Raw genomic sequence first — 17,918 nt, forward strand, 5'->3', positions numbered from 1 at the left:
GGTGACCCGGGCGGGTGTTCCTGCGGAGGGATCGGATGACATTGCCGGCGGGGGACCTCGAGGTCCACGGCGAGACCGTCGCACGGCCCCCTGAGGCCGAACGCAAAGCCATTGCCGGCAGGTCCCCGACGCGGATCGCGTTGGACCGGCTCCGCAAGGACCCGATCGCCGTCGTCTGCTTCCTGATCGTCGTCTTGTTCGCAGCGATCGCCGTGTTCGGCGGCCTGATCCAGGACTTGCTCGGGGTCTCCACGGAGACGGTGCGGGCGACCGACGTCATCCATCCCGTCACGCGGCTGCCGCTCGAGGGCCCGCCGACCGGCACTTTCGACCCGGACCACCCGTTCGGGGTCGCGCCCGGCAACGGCACCGACAACCTCGCCGTGTGGATCGAGGGCTGCCGGACATCGCTCTACCTGGCAACCGTGGCCGCCGTGCTGTCGACCATCATCGGGGTGACCCTCGGTCTGATCGCCGGCTTCATGGGCGGCATCGTCGACTCGATCATCTCCTTCGCCACCGACCTGTTCCTGACCTTCCCGTTCCTGGTGATGGCGCTGGCGATCTCGCCCATCCTCAACGACCGGTTCGGCGACGACACCGACAAGCTGAGATTCGCGAGCTTCTACTCGCTGGTCGCGATCCTGGTGGTCTTCGGCTGGATGGGCGTCGCCCGTCTGGTGCGCGGTGAGGTGCTCTCGTTGCGCGAGCGCGAGTTCGTCAAGGCGGCGCGGGTGATCGGCGTGCCGACCCATCGGATCCTGATCCGCGAGATGCTCCCCAACCTGATCGCGCCGATCGTCATCTCGTTCTCGCTGGGCCTGCCCGCTTTTGTCGCGGCCGAGGCCGGACTGTCCTTTCTCGGCATCGGCGTGTTCGGGCGCGAGTCGTGGGGTCAGACCATCAACGCGGCCACCACCTGGTGGGAGGACTACCCGCTGTACCTGCTCGAGCCCGTCCTGGGCATCGCCATCCTCGTCGTCGCGCTCAACCTGCTCGGCGACGCCCTCCGCGACGCGTTCGATCCCAAGACAAGACGCTGAAGCGGCAACCTGATCGTCGGTCGAGCGGACGCTTCGACCAACGCAACAAAGAGAGGCTGGACACATGAAACGCACTAATGCGTTGGTCGCCGGGCTCAGTGCGGCGACGCTCGCACTGACCCTGGCCGCCTGTGGTGGTGGAGGGGACGACGATTCCGGTGGCGACACCGAATTCAACCAGGGCGGCACCAGCGCGGGAGGCAAGAACCCGACGGCCGTCGGCCCTGCCCCCGAGCTCGAGGGTGCCCAGGAGGGTGGCGAGCTCACGGTTCTCGCACCGGACCCCGACGACGGGCCCACCAGCCTGGACCCGGCCGCCCTGTGGTCGGTCACGGACAACGGCATCGCTCAGGACCTGTTGTTCCGGTCGCTGACCACGTTCCGTCAGGCCGAGGACGGCTCCTACGAGCTGGTTCCCGACCTGGCCACCGACCTCGGCACGCCCAACGAGGACTTCACCGAGTGGCGGTTCACGCTCAAGGACGGCATCAAGTGGGAGACCGGCGACCCGGTCACCGCTGAGGAAGTCGCCTTCGGCATCAAGCGGTCCCTCGACGGTGACACGTTCGCGACCGGCCCCGGCACGGCGTACTCGAAGCCCTATCTCGAGGGTGGCGACGAGTACAGCGGCCCGTACGCCGACGGCGAGAACTTCCCGGCCGTCACGACCGAGGGCAACGACATCATCCTGAAGTTCGGCACGCCGTTCGCGGAGATGGACTACTACTCCATCTTCCCGGCGATCGGCCCGGTGCCGCTCGACGCGAGCCAGACCGACTACGGCCTCGACCCGCTGTCGACCGGTCCCTACAAGATCGAGAAGTTCGTCCCGAACCAGGAGCTGGTCCTGGTCCCGAACGACCAGTGGGACCCTGCCACCGACCCGGCGCGTCGTCAGCTGATCGACAAGTACACCTTCAAGTTCGACGTCAACCCGCAGGTCGCGGGCGAGACCGTGCTCAGCGACGCCGGCAACACGACGGTCGTCACCGCTCTCCAGGCGACTGACTACAACAAGGCGCGGGACGAGGGCCTCGAGGACCAGATCCTGGTCGGCCCGCAGCCGTGCACCGGCTTCGTGATGCCGAACTACGAGAAGGTCAAGGAGCTCGAGGTGCGGCAGGCGCTCGCCTATGCGTACGACTACGAGAGCATCTGGCTGGCCGCCGACGAGGTGGTCGGTGTGACGCTCGCCAACGGTGTGACCGACGACTCGCTGGGCTTCGGCCTGCTGCCGCCGGGCATGGCCGGACGTCAGGTGTGGAACGGTCCCGACGGTGAGGGCATCTCGTTCGACCCCGAGAAGTCGAAGGAGCTCCTCGCGGAGGCCGGCTACGACCCGGGCGAGTACGAGGTCTCGTTCGTCTACGACTCGACGACCGAGACGGCCGAGGCCGCTGCGGAGCAGCGCAAGCTCAGCTACGAGGATGCCGGCTTCAAGGTGCAGTCGTACCCCTACGGTGGCGGCAGCCTGTACGACGTGTGGACCAACCCGGACCACAAGCTGTACAAGAAGATCAACCTGCTCGGTACCGCGTGGTGCCAGGACTGGCCGTCGGCGGCGACGTTCCTGCCGCCGATCGTCGAGACCGGGTCTGCCTACAACACGGGCAACTTCTCGGAGCCCGCGATCGACGACGAGATGGACCGGATCCGGTCGCTCCCCGTTGACGAGCAGGCTGAGGCCTGGGGTGAGCTGGAGCAGACGGTGATGACGGACTACCAGCCCGTGATCAACACCGGCTACTACCAGAACATCTTCGGGTTCGGTACCGACATCGGCGGCTTCGCCAACGACATCTCGGTCGGTGGCGCGCCGGACTACCGGTCGATCTACATCAAGTAGTCCGGGCCAGCCCGGTCAACCAAGCGGTGAGCCGGGTGGGGTCCTCGCGGCCCCATCCGGCTCACCGCAAGCCACCACTGAAGAGGGACAGTCACACCGATGTTCGCGTTCCTGGTCAAGCGCATCCTGTCCGGATTCTTGACGATCATGCTCGTGTCGATGATCGTCTACGCGCTGTTCTGGTACGGGCCGAAGAGCCCGGCGCTGCAGCTGTGCGTGCAGGAGACCAACGGCCGGTGTGGGCCGACCTCTCCCCGACTTGCCGACTACGAGGAGCGGCTGGGCTACAACAACCCGGTCTACGAGGAGTACGGCAAGTGGGTCAAGGGCCTGGTCATCGACCGCACGATCATGCTCGGGAAGACGCCCTACGAGTGCCCGGCTCCGTGCCTCGGCCTGTCGTTCCGCGACAAGACGCTGGTGAGCGAACAGCTCAAGGACAAGTTCCCGGTGACGGTGAGCCTCGCCGTCGGCGCTGCGAGCCTGTACCTGTTGATCGGCGTCACGGTCGGCGCTCTGGCCGCGCGAAGACGCGGGACCCTGGCCGACAAGCTGCTGGTCTCGTCGACCCTGGTCTTCAGCTCGATCCCCTACTACCTGGTCGCCTTGCTCAGCTTCCTGTTACTCACCCTCAACACATCGATCTTCCCTGACGTCGCCTACACCCCGCTCCTCGACAACCCTGCGAAATGGGCGTCCGGGCTGTTGCTCGTGTGGCTGGTGATGGGCATCTTCGGCGCGACCTCCTATACCCGCTACTCCCGAGGGGCCATGGTCGAGTCGCTGAGCGAGGACTACGTCCGCACGGCCAAGGCCAAGGGCCTCTCGGCGCGGACGGTCGTCGTCAAGCACGCCCTGAGATCGGCCCTCGTCCCCGTGGTGACGATCTTCGGCCTCGACTTCGCGTTCCTGCTGTCCGGGACCGTGTTCACCGAGCAGATCTTCGACCTCGAGGGCATCGGCAAGTGGGGCCTGGACGCCACCTACATCCAGGACCTGCCGGTGGTCCAGGCGACGTCGCTGGTCCTCGCCGTCGCCGTGGTGGTCGCCAACATCGTCGTCGACATCATCTACAGCTTCCTGGACCCGAGAGTGAGACTTTCATGAGCGGCGCTGCCCGCCCTGTGGAGGGCGAGCCCTACCTCGCCGTCGAGGACCTGACCGTCCGGTTCCCCACTGCAGACGGATTGGTTCAGGCCGTGACCGACCTGAGCTACTCCGTCGAGCTGGGCAAGACACTCGGCATCGTGGGGGAGTCGGGATCCGGCAAGTCCGTGTCCAGCATGGCGGTCCTCGGCCTCCATGACCGGCGCTCGGCGCAGATCACGGGTTCGATCAAGGTGGCCGGCACCGAGGTGGTCGGCCTGTCCGAGTCGAAGCTGCGCGACCTGCGAGGCAACGCCGTCGCGATGATCTTCCAGGACGCCCTCGCCGCGCTGCACCCCTTCTACAAGATCGGCAAGCAGCTGGTCGAGGCCTACCTCGTCCACCACCCGCAGGCCACCAAGCGCGAGGCGCGGGCCCGCGCGGTCGAGATGCTCGACCGTGTCGGCATCCCGCAGCCGGACCGCCGGGTCGACCAGTACCCGCACCAGTTCTCGGGCGGCATGCGACAGCGCGCCATGATCGCCATGGGGCTCATCAACGACCCCTCGTTGCTGATCGCCGACGAGCCGACCACAGCGCTCGACGTGACGGTGCAGGCCCAGATCCTCGACCTGCTCCAGGACCTCCAGCGCGAGTTCAACTCTGCCGTGGTCCTCATCACCCACGACCTGGGCGTCGTGGCCGAGGTCGCCGACGACGTGCTCGTGATGTACGGCGGTCGTGCAGTCGAGTACGGCACCTGCAAGCAGGTGCTCACCCGGCCGGAGATGCCCTACACCTGGGGCCTGTTGTCGAGCGTGCCGGACATCGGTGCCGACACCGGCGCGCGGATGATCCCGATCCCGGGCAACCCTCCCAGCCTGCTCGCTCCTCCGACGGGGTGCGCCTTCCACCCGCGGTGCGCACACAAGGACAAGGTGCCCGGCGACCTGTGCTCGACCACGCTTCCCGAGCTGCTGCCCGGCTCGGAGGGCGAGCGGCACGTGAAGCGCTGTCACCTCGCTGACCCCGACGCGATCTTCGCAGCCGAGGTGCTGCCCGAGATCGCCCCCGACCTGGTGGAGGAGCCACGATGACGGACGAGACCACGGACGTCGTCCAGGACGGAGAGGTCACGTCGTTCACCGAGCTCGTCGGCCAGACGCACGCGGCGGCGGAGCTGAAGGCCGACGCGGAACCGATCCTGACGGTCGAGAACCTGCGGATGTACTTCCCGATCAGGTCGTCCCTCCTCAAGCGCACGATCGGGCAGGTCCAGGCGGTCGACGGGGTGTCGTTCGTCGTACCCAAGGGCGGATCGCTCGGCCTGGTGGGCGAGTCGGGTTGCGGCAAGTCGACGACGGGCCAGCTGATCACGCGGCTCTACAAGCCGACCGGCGGGTCGATGCAGTTCGAGGGCCAGGACCTGGCGCAGCTCAGCAACCGCCAGATGCGGCCGCTGCGTCGCGACATCCAGATGATCTTCCAGGACCCCTACAGCTCGCTGAACCCCCGGCACACGGTCGGTTCGATCGTCGGCACGCCGCTGCGGGTCCACGACGTGGTGCCGCGCTCGAAGACGCTCGCCCGGGTGCAGGAGCTGCTCGAGGTCGTCGGCCTCAACCCGGAGCACTACAACCGCTACCCGAACGAGTTCTCCGGTGGCCAACGGCAGCGCATCGGCATCGCCCGGGCGCTGGCACTCCAGCCGAAGCTGATGGTGGCCGACGAGCCGGTCTCGGCGCTGGACGTGTCGATCCAGGCCCAGGTGATCAACCTGCTCCAGGACATCCAGAAGGAGTTCGACGTCGCCTTCCTGTTCATCGCGCACGACCTCGCTGTGGTGCACCACTTCTGCCCTGAGGTCGCGGTGATGTACCTCGGCAAGATCGTCGAGATCGGTGACCGCGAGAGCATCTACTCCAACGCCCACCACCCTTACACCCAGGCGCTCCTGTCGGCGGTCCCGGACATCAAGCAGGCCGTCACCGGCGAGCGACGGGAGCGGATCCGCCTCACCGGCGAGGTGCCGAGCCCGATCGACCCGCCGTCGGGCTGCCGGTTCCGGACGCGGTGCCCGATCGCGCAGGAGATCTGTGCTCGCCACGAGCCGCCCCTCCTCCAGATCGGCAAGAGGCACAAGGTCGCGTGCCACTTCGCGGGTCGGCTCGGCGAGCACCCGCGCGAACCCCTCACCGCCCGGCTCCTCGGGGTCGACGCGTCCGGACAGCCAGACCCTGGCGCCAGCCCGGTCACGGACCTGGTCGAGCAGCCCGGGTACGCCGACACCTGGTTCGACCTGGACCAGAAGACGATCGGACGCGCGTAACCAGTCCAGCCGACGACCCGTCAGAATGGCGGCGTGTCCGACGACGCGCTCTTCGACGCCCCTGATCCCGGCCGCACCGCGGCACCCGGGACCGGGGGCTCGCTGAGCGACTCCGTCCACGCGGCGGCCCCGCTCGCCGTACGGATGCGTCCGCGCGACCTCGACGAGCTGGTCGGGCAGCCGCAGCTGCGGGCCCCCGGGTCCCCGCTGCGGCAGCTGGTGGAGGGCGACCGGGCGATGTCGCTGCTGCTGTGGGGCCCGCCGGGCACCGGCAAGACGACGATCGCGTCGATCCTGAGCCGGCAGACCGGCCGCCGTTTCGTCGAGGTCTCGGCGGTCTCCGCGGGGGTGAAGGAGGTGCGCGCGGCCATCGACGCCGCGCGGGCCACCCTGGTCGGCTCGGGACGCGAGACGGTGCTGTTCGTCGACGAGGTGCACCGCTTCAGCAAGGCGCAGCAGGACGCTCTGCTGCCCGGCGTGGAGAACCGATGGGTGACCCTGGTCGCGGCGACCACCGAGAACCCCTCGTTCAGCGTGATCTCGCCGCTGCTGTCCCGCAGCCTGCTGCTCCGCCTGGAGTCGCTCAACGACGACGACATACGCGAGGTGGTGGTCCGGGCTGTGACCGACGATCGCGGGCTGGCGGGGGAGTTCAAGCTCGACGACGACGCCCTCGACCACATCGTCCGGCTCGCGGGTGGTGACGCCCGGCGGGCGCTGACCTACCTGGAAGCTGCGGCCGGGGCCGCGGGGCTCGCCGGCTCCACCCGGATCACGCTGGAGACGGCGGAGACCGCCGCCGACATGGCCGCGGTCCGCTACGACCGGGACGGCGACCAGCACTACGACGTGATCAGCGCGTTCATCAAGTCGGTCCGCGGCTCCGACGCCGATGCCGCGCTCCACTACCTGGCGCGGATGCTCGAGGCGGGGGAGGACCCCCGGTTCATCACCCGGCGGCTGATGATCCTCGCGAGCGAGGACATCGGCCTCGCCGATCCGACAGCCCTGACGACCGCGGTCGCCGCGGCCCAGACCGTGCAGCTGATCGGGATGCCGGAGGCGCAGCTCACCCTCGCCCACGCGACCATCGCGCTGGCCGTGGCCCCCAAGTCGAACGCGGTGACGACTGCGATCGGCGCCGCGATCGCCGACGTACGCGCCGGGAAGATCGGGTCGGTGCCGCCGCACCTGAGGGACGCGCACTACCCGGGGGCCTCCAAGCTCGGTCACGGTACGTCGTACCGCTATTCCCACGACGAGCCGTTCGGCATCGCCGAGCAGCAGTACGCCCCGGACGTGCTCGCCGACGCCGAGTACTACCGTCCGACCGAGCTCGGCGCCGAGGCGGCGGTCAAGCAGCGCTGGGAGCGGGTCCGGCGGATCATCCGCGGTCAACGCGACTGAACGGGGCCGATAGTCTTGCGTCCCATGACGAGCGCGCTGGTGGTCCCTGGCTTCTTGGCCTTCCTGACGGTGCTCCTCGTCATCGGCCTGCTCGCCGCTGTCGGCTGGCTCGTGAGCGAGCTGAGGCGGACCCGGGACCAGGGCGAAGAGGTGCTGGCGAACGCCGCGGCCGACCTCGACGCGCTGCGCGAGGAGCTCGACGCGCTCCAGGCCCGGCTGCACGAGGAGGCGGAGCAGCTCGAGGAGGCGCGCAGGACCCTGCGTCTGGCCGACCTGACGATCGTCGACGACAAGGAGTACCGCATCACCGCGCTCGGTGAGCGCCGTGGCGGCGGACCGCTCGCGCTGGTGCCGACCGTTCCCGGCCCGCAGTTCGTCGACGCGATGCTGCGCGAGAGCCTGATCCGCACCGCGTCGATCGCGGCCGGCCTGCGGCGCGCGCTCGCGCCCGAGGTGCGCAACCGGATCCGGTTCGAGATGAAGCGTGAGGTGAAGCGCTCGCGCAAGCAGCGCAAGACCGACATGAAGCAGGCGCGACGCGAGTGGGAAGCGCGGCAGCGCGCGGCGATCCCGGCGTCGGAAGTGTCTCGATGAGCCCCTGGGCGGAGGACCGATGAGGCGCGGCTTCTGGTTCGTCGCCGGTGCCGCGACCGGCGTCTACGGGGTGGTGAAGGCGCGGCGGGTCGCGGAGGCGTTCACCGCCGACGGCGTGCGCGACCGAGCGAGTGCCGCGTCCGTCGGAGCCCGGATGTTCCGCGAGGAGTTCCGCGAGGCACGGACCGACGCCGAGGCCGCGCTCCGCGAGAGTTATGAGGTCGCGGCAGCGCGGCACCGGGAACTAACCTCCGGAGCCCGACCCGCGATCGAAGGATCCGAGACCGAAAGAGGCCAGGACTAAATGGGACTGATGGGCAGCGGCCTGAGCACGGCGGACATCCGTTCGCGATTCCTGGCGCACTTCGAGGCGGCCGGGCACACCGCGGTCCCGTCGGCGTCGCTGCTGGCCGACGACCCGAACCTGCTGTTCGTCAACGCCGGAATGGTGCCGTTCAAGCCGTACTTCCTGGGCCAGGAGACCCCGCCGTACTCCCGCGCGACCAGCGTCCAGAAGTGCATCCGGACTCCCGACATCGAGGACGTCGGCAAGACCACCCGTCACGGCACGTTCTTCGAGATGTGCGGCAACTTCTCGTTCGGTGACTACTTCAAGGAAGGCGCCATCGAGATGGCGTGGAACCTGGTCACCAAGCCCGTCGAGCACGGCGGCTTCGGCCTGGACGCGGACCGGCTGTGGCCGTCGATCCTGCACGGCGACGACGAGGCTCTCGAGCTTTGGATGCAGGCCACCGGCCTTCCGGCCGAGCGGATCGTCAAGCTCGGCAAGCGCGAGAACTACTGGTCGATGGGTGTCCCCGGGCCGGGGGGCCCGTGCTCGGAGATCCTCTACGACCGCGGCCCGTCGTACGGCCCGGACGGCGAGTTCGCGACCACCGAACGGCTCGCGATGCCCACCGAGCTCGAGGACCGCTACCTCGAGATCTGGAACCTGGTCTTCATGCAGGACGAGCTCTCCGCTGTCCGCAGCAAGGAGGACTTCGACATCGCCGGCGCGCTGCCCAAGCGCAACATCGACACCGGCATGGGTCTCGAACGCGTCGCCTTCCTGCTCCAGGGCAAGGAGAACATGTACGAGATCGACGTCATGTTCCCGGTCATCGAGAAGGCCGAGCAGCTCACCGGTAAGAAGTACGGCGCCCACCACGAGGATGACGTTCGGTTCCGGGTGATCGCCGACCACATCCGCTCGTCGATGATGCTGATCAACGACGGCGTGACGCCGGGCAACGAGGGGCGGGGCTACGTCCTGCGCCGGCTGGCCCGGCGCGTCGTACGTTCGATGCGGCTGCTCGGCTACGAGGACCCGTGCCTGCCCGAGCTGCTGCCCGTCAGCCGCGACAAGATGGGCGAGACCTACACCGACCTGTTCACGAACTGGGAGCGGATCTCGACGGTCGCGTACGCCGAGGAGGACGCGTTCCGCGCCACGCTCCGGGCGGGCACGACCATCTTCGACGTCGCCGCGGGCGAGGTGAAGGGCTCGGGCGGCAAGGTCTTCTCCGGCGACAAGGCGTTCCAGCTCCACGACACCTACGGGTTCCCGATCGACCTCACCCTCGAGATGGCCTCCGAGCAGGGCCTGCAGGTCGACGAAGAGGGCTTCCGCCGGCTGATGACCGAGCAGCGGGAGCGGGCGAAGGCCGACGCCAAGGCCAAGAAGGGCTCCCACCGCAACACCGACTCCTACCGCGCGATCGCCGACACGATGGGCGGGACGGTCGAGTTCACCGGCTACGACACCGTGGTCGACGAGGGCACGGTCCGGGGCATCGTCGCCGGCGGCGCGGTCGTCGGCGCCGCCCACGAGGGCGACGAGGTCGAGGTCGTGCTCGACCGCACGCCGTTCTACGCGGAGGGCGGCGGCCAGCTCGCCGACCAGGGAGTGATCGAGCTCGCCAACGGCGCGGTGCTCCGGGTCCGCGACGTGCAGTCGCCGATCACGGGGCTCGTGGTCCACAAGGCCACGGTGCTGTCGGGCGAGCTGGCCACGGGTGTCGCCGCGCAGGCGCTGGTCGACACCGACCGGCGACTGGCGATCTCGCGGTCGCACACGGCGACCCACATGGTCCACAAGGCGTTCCGTGAGGCGCTCGGCGAGACGGCGACCCAGGCGGGCTCGGAGAACTCGCCGGGCCGGTTCCGGTTCGACTTCTCCGCCTCCGGCGCGGTGCCCGCGTCGGTGATGGCCGACGTCGAGGCTCGGGTCAACGCCGTCGTGCTCGACGACCTCGCCGTCCAGGCCGAGGTGATGACCCAGAAGGAGGCCGTCGCCTCCGGCGCGATGGCCCTCTTCGGCGAGAAGTACGGCGACAAGGTGCGCGTGGTGTCCGTCGGCGACTGGGCCCGGGAGCTCTGCGGTGGCACGCACGCCCGGAGCTCGGGACGGCTCGGCGTGATCAAGCTGCTCGGGGAGTCGTCGATCGGCTCGGGCGTGCGCCGGGTCGAGGCGCTCGTCGGCACCGACGCCTACCAGTTCCTGGCGCGTGAGCACGTCCTCGTCGCGCAGCTCGCGGAGACGCTCAAGGCGCGCCCGGAGGACCTGCCGGCGCGGGTCAACGACCTGGTCGAGAAGCTGCGTGCCGCCGAGAAGGAGATCGAGAAGATCCGGCTCGGCCAGCTGCTCGCCGGCGGGGCCACGCTCGCTGCGGGCGCTGCCGACATCAACGGCGTGAAGGTGGTTGCTCACCACGTCGACGGTGCGGGTGGCGGCGACGTCCGCACTCTCGCGCTCGACGTGCGCGGCCGCCTGCCGGGCGACGCGCCCGGTGTCGCGGTGATCATCGGTGTCGCCGAGGGCAAGGTCTCGGTGGTGGCGGCAGTGAACCCGGCGGCGAATGCGCGCGGCATCTCGGCCAACGAGCTGGTCCGGGCCGTGGCGCCGTACGTCGACGGCCGCGGCGGTGGCAAGGACGACGTCGCCCAGGGTGGCGGCACCGACGCCTCCCGGATCGACGAGGCGCTCGCAGCCGTCACCGCGACGGTGGCGACTGGGTGAGGCGCGGCGTACGGCTCGGCGTGGACCCTGGTGACGCCCGGATCGGCGTCGCCCGCTGCGACCCGTCCGGGATGCTCGCCACCCCGGTCGAGACGGTCCGCCGCGGCAAGGGCGATCTCCGGCGACTCCGTCAGCTCGTCGTCTCCGAGGAGGCGGTCGAGGTCGTCGTCGGGCTGCCGCGGTCTCTGTCGGGCCGCGAAGGACCTGCTGCGGTGAAGACCCGGGAGTTCGCCGGCCGGCTCGCGGAGCGGATCGCGCCGGTGCCGGTGCGCCTGGTCGACGAGCGTCTCACCACGGTCACCGCGGAGGCTATGCTCCGCGATCAACGCAAGGGACAGCAGCGGCGCGCCGTGGTCGATCAGGTCGCGGCCGTCGTGATCCTGCAGCACGCTCTCGACACGGAGCGCGCGACGGGTCGTGCACCGGGAGAGGTGGTGGCGGTGCCCGGGGCAACCGTCGACGACGCTGCAACCGACGTCGAGGAGACGCATGAGTGACCCGCAGAGCCTCGGGGAGAGCCTGGCTCGGCTCGACGACCACAGTGCACCGAAACGCGCAGGCAGGCGACGCAAGAGGCGCCTCTCGGGCTGCGTGCCGATGCTGGTGTTCATCGCCGTCGCCGTGGTGCTGATCGCCGCTGCCGGCAACTACGTCGTCCGGCCGTGGTTCGAGGACCTGTTCGCCGACCCGGAGGACTACCCGGGGCCCGGCGAGGGCGAGGTGATGTTCGTCGTCGAGAGCGGCCAGACCATCCAGTCGATGGGCGACGAGCTCGAGGACCTCAACGTGGTCGCCTCGTCGGAGGCGTTCGTCGACGCCGCCGAGGAGCGCGACGAGGAGACGCGCGGCATCCAGGCCGGGACCTACCTGCTGATGGAGGAGATGAAGGCCTCCGACGTGGTCGAGGTCCTGATCGACCCGGGCAACCTCGCCCAGGCGACGGTGACGATCCCGGAAGGACTGCGGGCCGTCGACATCATCGACAGGCTCGCCGCGGGCACCGACTTCCCGAAGAAGCAGCTGCAGCGGGCACTGGCCGACACCGAGGCGCTCGGCCTGCCCGCCTATGCCCGGGGCAACCCGGAGGGCTACCTCTTCCCGGCGACCTACACGATCAGGCCGGACGACACCGCCGCGTCGCTCCTCCGCTCGATGGTCGAGCGTTGGGAGCAGGCGGCCGGCGACCTCGACTTCGAGAGCGCGGCTGCCGAGCTGGGCTATCGACCGCACGAGGTCATGACGGTGGCGGCGCTGGTGCAGGCCGAGGGCCGCGGCCGGGACATGTCGAAGATCGCGCGGGTGATCTACAACCGGCTGGAGAACCCGGGAACCGCCGGGCAGATCGGCCGGCTGCAGATCGACGCCACGGTCGACTACGCGCTCAACCGACCGCTCACGGTGGGACTCACCCAGGAGGAGCGCGAGAACACGCAGTCGCCGTACAACACGTTCCTCCACGCGGGGCTGCCGCCGGGTCCGATCGGCAACCCCGGCGAGGAGGCGATCCGCGCTGCACTGAAACCGACGGCCGGGGACTGGTACTACTACGTCACGGTCAACCTGCGCACCGGCAAGACCAAGTTCGCCGAGTCGTACGCCGAGTTCCAGCAGTACCAGGCGGAGCTGCGCGACTACTGCGCCACCCAGTCCCGCGCGTGCTGAGCCGGGCCGGGTGACGTCGTGAAGTGCGCCGTGCTGGGCGATCCGATCGCCCACTCGTTGTCGCCGGTGCTGCACCGGGCGGGCTACGCCGCGGTCGGCCTCCAGTGGGAGTACGACGCCGTGCGGGTGCCGGCCGGCGGACTGGCCTGGTTCGTGGCCGGTCTGGGGGAGGAGTGGCGAGGCTTGTCGGTGACGGCGCCGCTCAAGCGCGAGGCGATGATCCTCGCCGACGTGGTGAGCGATCGGGTCACGCTCGCGGGTGCCGCCAACACGCTGCTCATGGCGGGCGGTGAGGTGCACGCCGACAACACCGACCTGCCGGGCGCGGTCGCGGCCATCCGGGAACGCTACGACGGTCCGATCGGCGACGCGCTGATCCTCGGCGCGGGAGCAACGGCCGCTTCGACCGGCCTCGCCCTCGCGGAGCTCGGGGCGACCCGGATCGCGATCGCTGCGCGGTCGGCGTCGCGCGCGTCGGACACCGTCGCTGCCATCGCGCGGCATCCGAGCCGCCCCCAGATCCGGGTCCTCGATCTCGCCACCGTCGAGCTTCACGACGAGGGCATCGTGGTGTCGACGATCCCCGTGGTGGCACAGACGCCGGGACTGGTCGCGCGCGTCGGCGACGTCGCGGTCCTGTTCGACGTCGTCTACGACCCCTGGCCGACGCCGCTGGCGCTGGCCGCCTCTCGCACGCTCGTGAGCGGGCTCGACCTGCTGGTCCACCAGGCGGCGCTCCAGTTCACCGCGTTCACCGGCATCGCCGCGCCGCTCGCGGCGATGCGCGCCGCCGGCGAGGCGGCGCTGCGGGAGCGGTCGAGGTGAACGAGCACCTGGCAGCGGCACTGGTCGGGCTGGTCGGGTGCAGCCTCGGGGGCGCGCTCACGCCGTACCTCATCCGGCGCCTGCCGGAACCACCGCCGGACCCGGAGCCCGAGGAGGGCGCCGAGCTCACCGCCGCCCAGAAGGCGCGGCTCGCGGAGGGTCCCAAGGAGCTGTACGCCGACCTCGGCCGCCGCCCGCGGCTGGGGCTGGTCGCCGCGGCGATCTCCGCAGTCGCCGGCGCCGGCGTCGGGGCAGCGCTCGGCTGGGACTGGCTGCTGTGCCTGCTGCTGCCGCTGGTGCCGGTCGGCACCCTGCTGGGCATCGTCGACCACCGGACCCGGCTGCTGCCGTCGATCGTGGTGCTGCCGGCGACCCTTGCCGCGCTGGGCTACGGCGGCCTCCGCTGGGCGCTGACCGGCGCAGCGGACGACCTGGTCCGTGGCGTCGTGTGCCTGCTGCTGGTCCGGACGGTGTTCTGGCTGCTGTGGTTCATCCGGCAGGCCGGCATGGGGTTCGGCGACGTACGACTCTCTGCCCTGCTCGGCTGCACGCTCGGGTACGCCGGGGCCGGCCCCCTGCTGGTCGGCCTGTACTCGGCGTTCCTGATGTTCGCGATCCCGGGGTTGGTCATCGCGATCGCCAAGCGGGACCGGTCTGTCTTGAAGCGGGCCTACCCGTTCGGACCGTTCCTGCTGGTCGGGGCGTGGCTCGGCGTCGTGGCCGGTGAGCCGATGGTCGCCGCGATCTGGGGCTGACGCGGTCTCGCGCCACCACGCCCATGACGCGGCGCCCGAGCCCGGATGGGAGAATGTGACGCATGTTGCGCTGGCTGACTGCGGGGGAGTCCCACGGACCCTCCCTGGTCGCGATCCTCGAGGGCCTGCCGGCCCACGTCGAGGTCACGACCGATGACATCTCCGACTCCCTGGCGCGGCGGCGGCTGGGCTACGGCCGCGGCGCCCGGATGAAGTTCGAGGCCGACGCGGTGCGGGTCGTCGGGGGAGTCCGGCACGGCCGCACCCAGGGCGGCCCGGTGGCCATCGAGGTCGGCAACACCGAGTGGCCCAAGTGGGAGCAGGTGATGTCCGCCGACCCCGTCGACCAGGACGTGCTCGACGGGCTGGCCCGCAACGCGCCCCTCACCCGCCCACGCCCGGGTCACGCGGACCTGGCGGGCATGCAGAAGTACGACTTCGAGGACGCGCGTCCCGTGCTGGAGCGCGCCTCTGCCCGCGAGACCGCCGCCCGGGTCGCGCTCGGCCGGGTCGCCAGCAACTTCCTCGAGCAGGCCGTCGGCGCGCAGATCGTCTCCCACGTGATCGAGATCGGTGGCGTGCGCGTGCCCGCCGGCCTGTGGCCCGAGCCCACGGACGTGGAGCGCCTCGACGAGGACCCGGTCCGCTGCCTCGACCCCGACACCTCGAAGCTCATCGTCGAGCGGATCGACCAGGCCCACAAGGACGGCGACACCCTCGGCGGTGTGGTCGAGGTCGTGGTCCACGGACTGCCCCCCGGCCTCGGGTCGCACGTGCACTGGGACCGCCGGCTCGACTCCCGGCTGGCCGGCGCGCTGATGGGCATCCAGGCGATCAAGGGCGTCGAGGTCGGCGACGGCTTCGAGCTCGCCGCGACGCCCGGCTCGCTCGCCCACGACGAGATCGTCCCGACCGACGAGGGCCTGCGCCGCGTCTCCGGCCGCTCCGGCGGCACCGAGGGCGGCATGACCACCGGCGAGATCCTCCGGGTCCGCGCCGCCATGAAGCCGATCGCGACCGTGCCGCGTGCGCTGCGCACGGTCGACGTCGCCACGGGCGAGGAGGCCGTCGCCCACCACCAGCGCTCCGACGTGTGCGCAGTGCCGGCCGCCGGCATCGTCGCCGAGGCGATGGTCGCGCTGGTCCTGGCGGACGCCGTGATCGAGAAGTTCGGCGGCGACTCGGTCCAGGAGACCCGGCGCAACGCCGAGAGCTACCGGGCCTCGCTGAGGTACAAGTGAGCCAGCCCGTCGCTGTCCTGGTCGGCACCATGGGCGCCGGCAAGACGACGGTCGGCCGGTTGCTGGCGGCCACGCTCGGTGTCACCTTCCTCGACAGCGACCACGCGGTCGAGGCCCGCGCCGGGAAGCCGGTGCAGGAGATCTTCGTCGACGACGGCGAGGCGGCTTTCCGCACGTTGGAGCGGGAGGCGGTCGCGGCAGCCCTCGACGAGCACGACGGTGTCCTCGCCCTGGGTGGGGGAGCCGTGCTCGATCCGGCGACCCGCGCGCTGCTCGAGGGCCACGCGGTGGTGTTCCTCAGGGTCGGCCTCTCCGACGCCGTGAAGCGGGTCGGGCTCGGTGCCGGCCGTCCACTGCTCCTGGGCAACGTCCGGGCGCGGGTGAAGCAGCTGCTCGACGAGCGGACGCCGATCTACGAGGGCCTGGCGCGGATCTCGGTCGACACCGATGGCCGGAGCCCGCAGGATGTGGCTGCCGAGATCGCTGCGGGTCTCGACCGGCTTCCGCACCGAACGGAGGAGCGATGACCGACACCGTCCTGCACGTGGGAAGCGCTTCGCCGTACGACGTCGTGGTCGGCCGCGGCCTCGCCGACCGGCTGCCGGGGATCCTCGGCAGTGAGGTGCAGCGGGTCGCCTTCCTCTACGCCGCGGAGCTCGACGAGCTTGCGGAGCCGGTGCTCGACGCGCTGCGTGCGGACTACGACGTGCTCGCGCTCGGGCTGCCCTCCGGCGAGGCGACGAAGTCGGCCGAGGTGGCGTTCCAGTGCTGGGACGCGCTCGGCGAGGCCGGGTTCACCCGGTCCGACGCGGTCGTGACGTTCGGTGGTGGCGCGACCACCGACCTCGGCGGCTTCGTGGCTGCGACCTGGCTGCGGGGGGTGCGGGTCGTCCACGTCCCGACCACGCTGCTGGGGATGGTCGACGCCGCCGTGGGCGGCAAGACCGGCATCAACACCGGGGCCGGCAAGAACCTCGTGGGCTCGTTCCACGAGCCGGCCGGCGTGCTCGTCGACCTCGACACCCTGCTCACGCTGCCCCGTGAGGAGCTGGTCGCCGGCATGGGTGAGGTCGTCAAGTGCGGCTTCATCGCCGACCCGGTGATCCTCGACCTGGTCGAGGCGGACCCGGCGGCGGCGACCGACCCGGCCGGCAAGATCCTTCCGGAGCTGGTCGAGCGGGCGATCCGGGTCAAGATCGACGTCGTCGTCGCCGACCTCAAGGAGACCGGTGGTGGCGACGGTCATCCCGGGCGCGAGGTGCTCAACTACGGCCACACGATGGCGCACGCGATCGAGCGGGCCGAGGGCTACACGATGCGGCACGGCGAGGCGGTGGCCATCGGCTGCTGCTACGTCGCCGAGCTGGCCCGGCTCGAGGGGCACCTCGACGACGCCACCGCGGCCCGGCACGCGACGGCGTTCGCTGCCGTGGGCCTGCCGACGACGTACGCCGGCGCCGGGTTCGACGAGCTCCTGGCCGCCATGCGGGTCGACAAGAAGGCGCGCGGCAACACGCTCCGGTTCGTCGTCCTCAACGGGGTGGCCGAGCCGGTCGTGCTGTCCGGTCCGTCCCAGGAGCACCTGCGGGCGTCGTACGACGTGATGACAGGCGGTGCGCGATGAAGGTCCTGGTCCTCAACGGCCCGAACCTGGGGCGGCTCGGCCGCCGCCAGCCGGAGATCTACGGCCACACCACGCACGGCGACCTCGCGGATCTGTGCCGCAACTGGGGCGAGCAGCTCGGCCTGGAGGTCGAGGTCCGGCAGACCAACCACGAGGGCGAGCTCCTGGACTGGCTCAACGCCGCGGCCGACACCGAGACCCCGGTCGTGCTCAACGCCGCCGCCTGGACCCACTACTCGTACGCGATCTTCGACGCCTGCGCCCAGCTGACCACGACCCTGGTCGAGGTCCACATCTCCGATCCCTCGCAGCGCCCGGAGGTGTTCCGGCACTCGTCGGTGGTCACTCCGCACGCGACGAAGGTGATCGCCGGCCAGGGGATCGACGGCTACCGGCAGGCTCTCGAATTCATTGCCGCCGAGGACGACGACTAGACTTCCCCGCTGGCCCGACTGGCCACCACGACCCCTGTTGAAATTGACATCTG

Annotated in this window: 17 protein-coding genes; all 17 read left to right on the forward strand. The window is 70.3% G+C overall.

Translation table 11 applies throughout. The features are described from left to right. Window positions 1–35 precede the first annotated feature (35 nt). The 17 genes from D0Z08_RS24745 to D0Z08_RS24825 all read left to right on the forward strand — a co-directional run bounded on the left by D0Z08_RS24745 (window position 36) and on the right by D0Z08_RS24825 (window position 17,865). A complete protein-coding gene (locus tag D0Z08_RS24745) occupies window positions 36–1,043 on the forward strand; it encodes an ABC transporter permease (RefSeq protein WP_118927953.1) in 1,008 nt (335 codons plus the stop codon). Window positions 1,044–1,107: 64 nt separating this feature from the next. After that, entirely contained in the window at window positions 1,108–2,889 is a 1,782-nt protein-coding gene (locus D0Z08_RS24750; protein WP_118927954.1) for an ABC transporter substrate-binding protein, read from the forward strand. Window positions 2,890–2,988: 99 nt separating this feature from the next. Further along, a complete protein-coding gene (locus D0Z08_RS24755) occupies window positions 2,989–3,996 on the forward strand; it encodes an ABC transporter permease (RefSeq protein WP_118927955.1) in 1,008 nt (335 codons plus the stop codon). Then, on the forward strand, window positions 3,993–5,072 hold the full coding sequence (locus D0Z08_RS24760; RefSeq protein ID WP_118927956.1) for an ABC transporter ATP-binding protein: 1,080 nt from the start codon (window positions 3,993–3,995) through the stop codon (window positions 5,070–5,072). Before D0Z08_RS24755 ends, D0Z08_RS24760 begins: the two co-directional genes overlap by 4 nt. Next, the gene (locus tag D0Z08_RS24765) at window positions 5,069–6,304 is read left to right on the forward strand and encodes an ABC transporter ATP-binding protein (RefSeq protein ID WP_118927957.1); all 1,236 of its coding nucleotides are present in this window, start codon (window positions 5,069–5,071) and stop codon (window positions 6,302–6,304) included. Before D0Z08_RS24760 ends, D0Z08_RS24765 begins: the two co-directional genes overlap by 4 nt. 33 nt (window positions 6,305–6,337) lie before the next feature. Then, complete coding sequence (locus D0Z08_RS24770; RefSeq protein ID WP_245994433.1) at window positions 6,338–7,711, forward strand: replication-associated recombination protein A; 1,374 nt, start codon at window positions 6,338–6,340, stop codon at window positions 7,709–7,711. A gap of 24 nt (window positions 7,712–7,735) precedes the next feature. Then, window positions 7,736–8,305: a hypothetical protein gene (locus tag D0Z08_RS24775; protein ID WP_118927958.1), complete on the forward strand. Its 570-nt coding sequence runs from the start codon at window positions 7,736–7,738 to the stop codon at window positions 8,303–8,305. A gap of 19 nt (window positions 8,306–8,324) precedes the next feature. Next, on the forward strand, window positions 8,325–8,609 hold the full coding sequence (locus D0Z08_RS24780; RefSeq protein WP_118927959.1) for a DUF6167 family protein: 285 nt from the start codon (window positions 8,325–8,327) through the stop codon (window positions 8,607–8,609). Window positions 8,610–8,618: 9 nt separating this feature from the next. Next, window positions 8,619–11,324 (forward strand): alanine--tRNA ligase, encoded by a 2,706-nt coding sequence (gene alaS, locus D0Z08_RS24785; protein WP_245994436.1) that lies wholly within the window; start codon window positions 8,619–8,621, stop codon window positions 11,322–11,324. Further along, complete coding sequence (gene ruvX, locus D0Z08_RS24790; protein ID WP_118927960.1) at window positions 11,321–11,821, forward strand: Holliday junction resolvase RuvX; 501 nt, start codon at window positions 11,321–11,323, stop codon at window positions 11,819–11,821. The genes alaS and ruvX overlap by 4 nt, the downstream gene beginning before the upstream one ends. After that, window positions 11,814–12,986: an endolytic transglycosylase MltG gene (mltG, locus tag D0Z08_RS24795; RefSeq protein WP_118927961.1), complete on the forward strand. Its 1,173-nt coding sequence runs from the start codon at window positions 11,814–11,816 to the stop codon at window positions 12,984–12,986. Before ruvX ends, mltG begins: the two co-directional genes overlap by 8 nt. Before the next feature lie 30 nt (window positions 12,987–13,016). Continuing rightward, on the forward strand, window positions 13,017–13,811 hold the full coding sequence (locus tag D0Z08_RS24800; RefSeq protein ID WP_245994439.1) for a shikimate dehydrogenase: 795 nt from the start codon (window positions 13,017–13,019) through the stop codon (window positions 13,809–13,811). Next, window positions 13,808–14,566, forward strand: a complete 759-nt coding sequence (locus D0Z08_RS24805; RefSeq protein WP_118927963.1) for a prepilin peptidase — start codon at window positions 13,808–13,810, stop codon at window positions 14,564–14,566. The genes D0Z08_RS24800 and D0Z08_RS24805 overlap by 4 nt, the downstream gene beginning before the upstream one ends. Before the next feature lie 62 nt (window positions 14,567–14,628). Further along, window positions 14,629–15,807 carry a chorismate synthase gene (gene aroC / locus D0Z08_RS24810; RefSeq protein WP_118927964.1) on the forward strand — a complete coding sequence of 393 codons (1,179 nt, stop codon included), beginning with the start codon at window positions 14,629–14,631 and terminating at the stop codon, window positions 15,805–15,807. Then, window positions 15,804–16,334 (forward strand): shikimate kinase, encoded by a 531-nt coding sequence (locus tag D0Z08_RS24815; protein ID WP_425454072.1) that lies wholly within the window; start codon window positions 15,804–15,806, stop codon window positions 16,332–16,334. The genes aroC and D0Z08_RS24815 overlap by 4 nt, the downstream gene beginning before the upstream one ends. Then, a complete protein-coding gene (gene aroB / locus D0Z08_RS24820) occupies window positions 16,331–17,431 on the forward strand; it encodes a 3-dehydroquinate synthase (RefSeq protein WP_118927965.1) in 1,101 nt (366 codons plus the stop codon). Before D0Z08_RS24815 ends, aroB begins: the two co-directional genes overlap by 4 nt. Then, entirely contained in the window at window positions 17,428–17,865 is a 438-nt protein-coding gene (locus D0Z08_RS24825; RefSeq protein WP_118927966.1) for a type II 3-dehydroquinate dehydratase, read from the forward strand. Before aroB ends, D0Z08_RS24825 begins: the two co-directional genes overlap by 4 nt. Window positions 17,866–17,918: the final 53 nt, after the last annotated feature.

This window comes from Nocardioides immobilis (assembly GCF_003515065.1).
Classification (GTDB): domain Bacteria; phylum Actinomycetota; class Actinomycetes; order Propionibacteriales; family Nocardioidaceae; genus Nocardioides; species Nocardioides immobilis.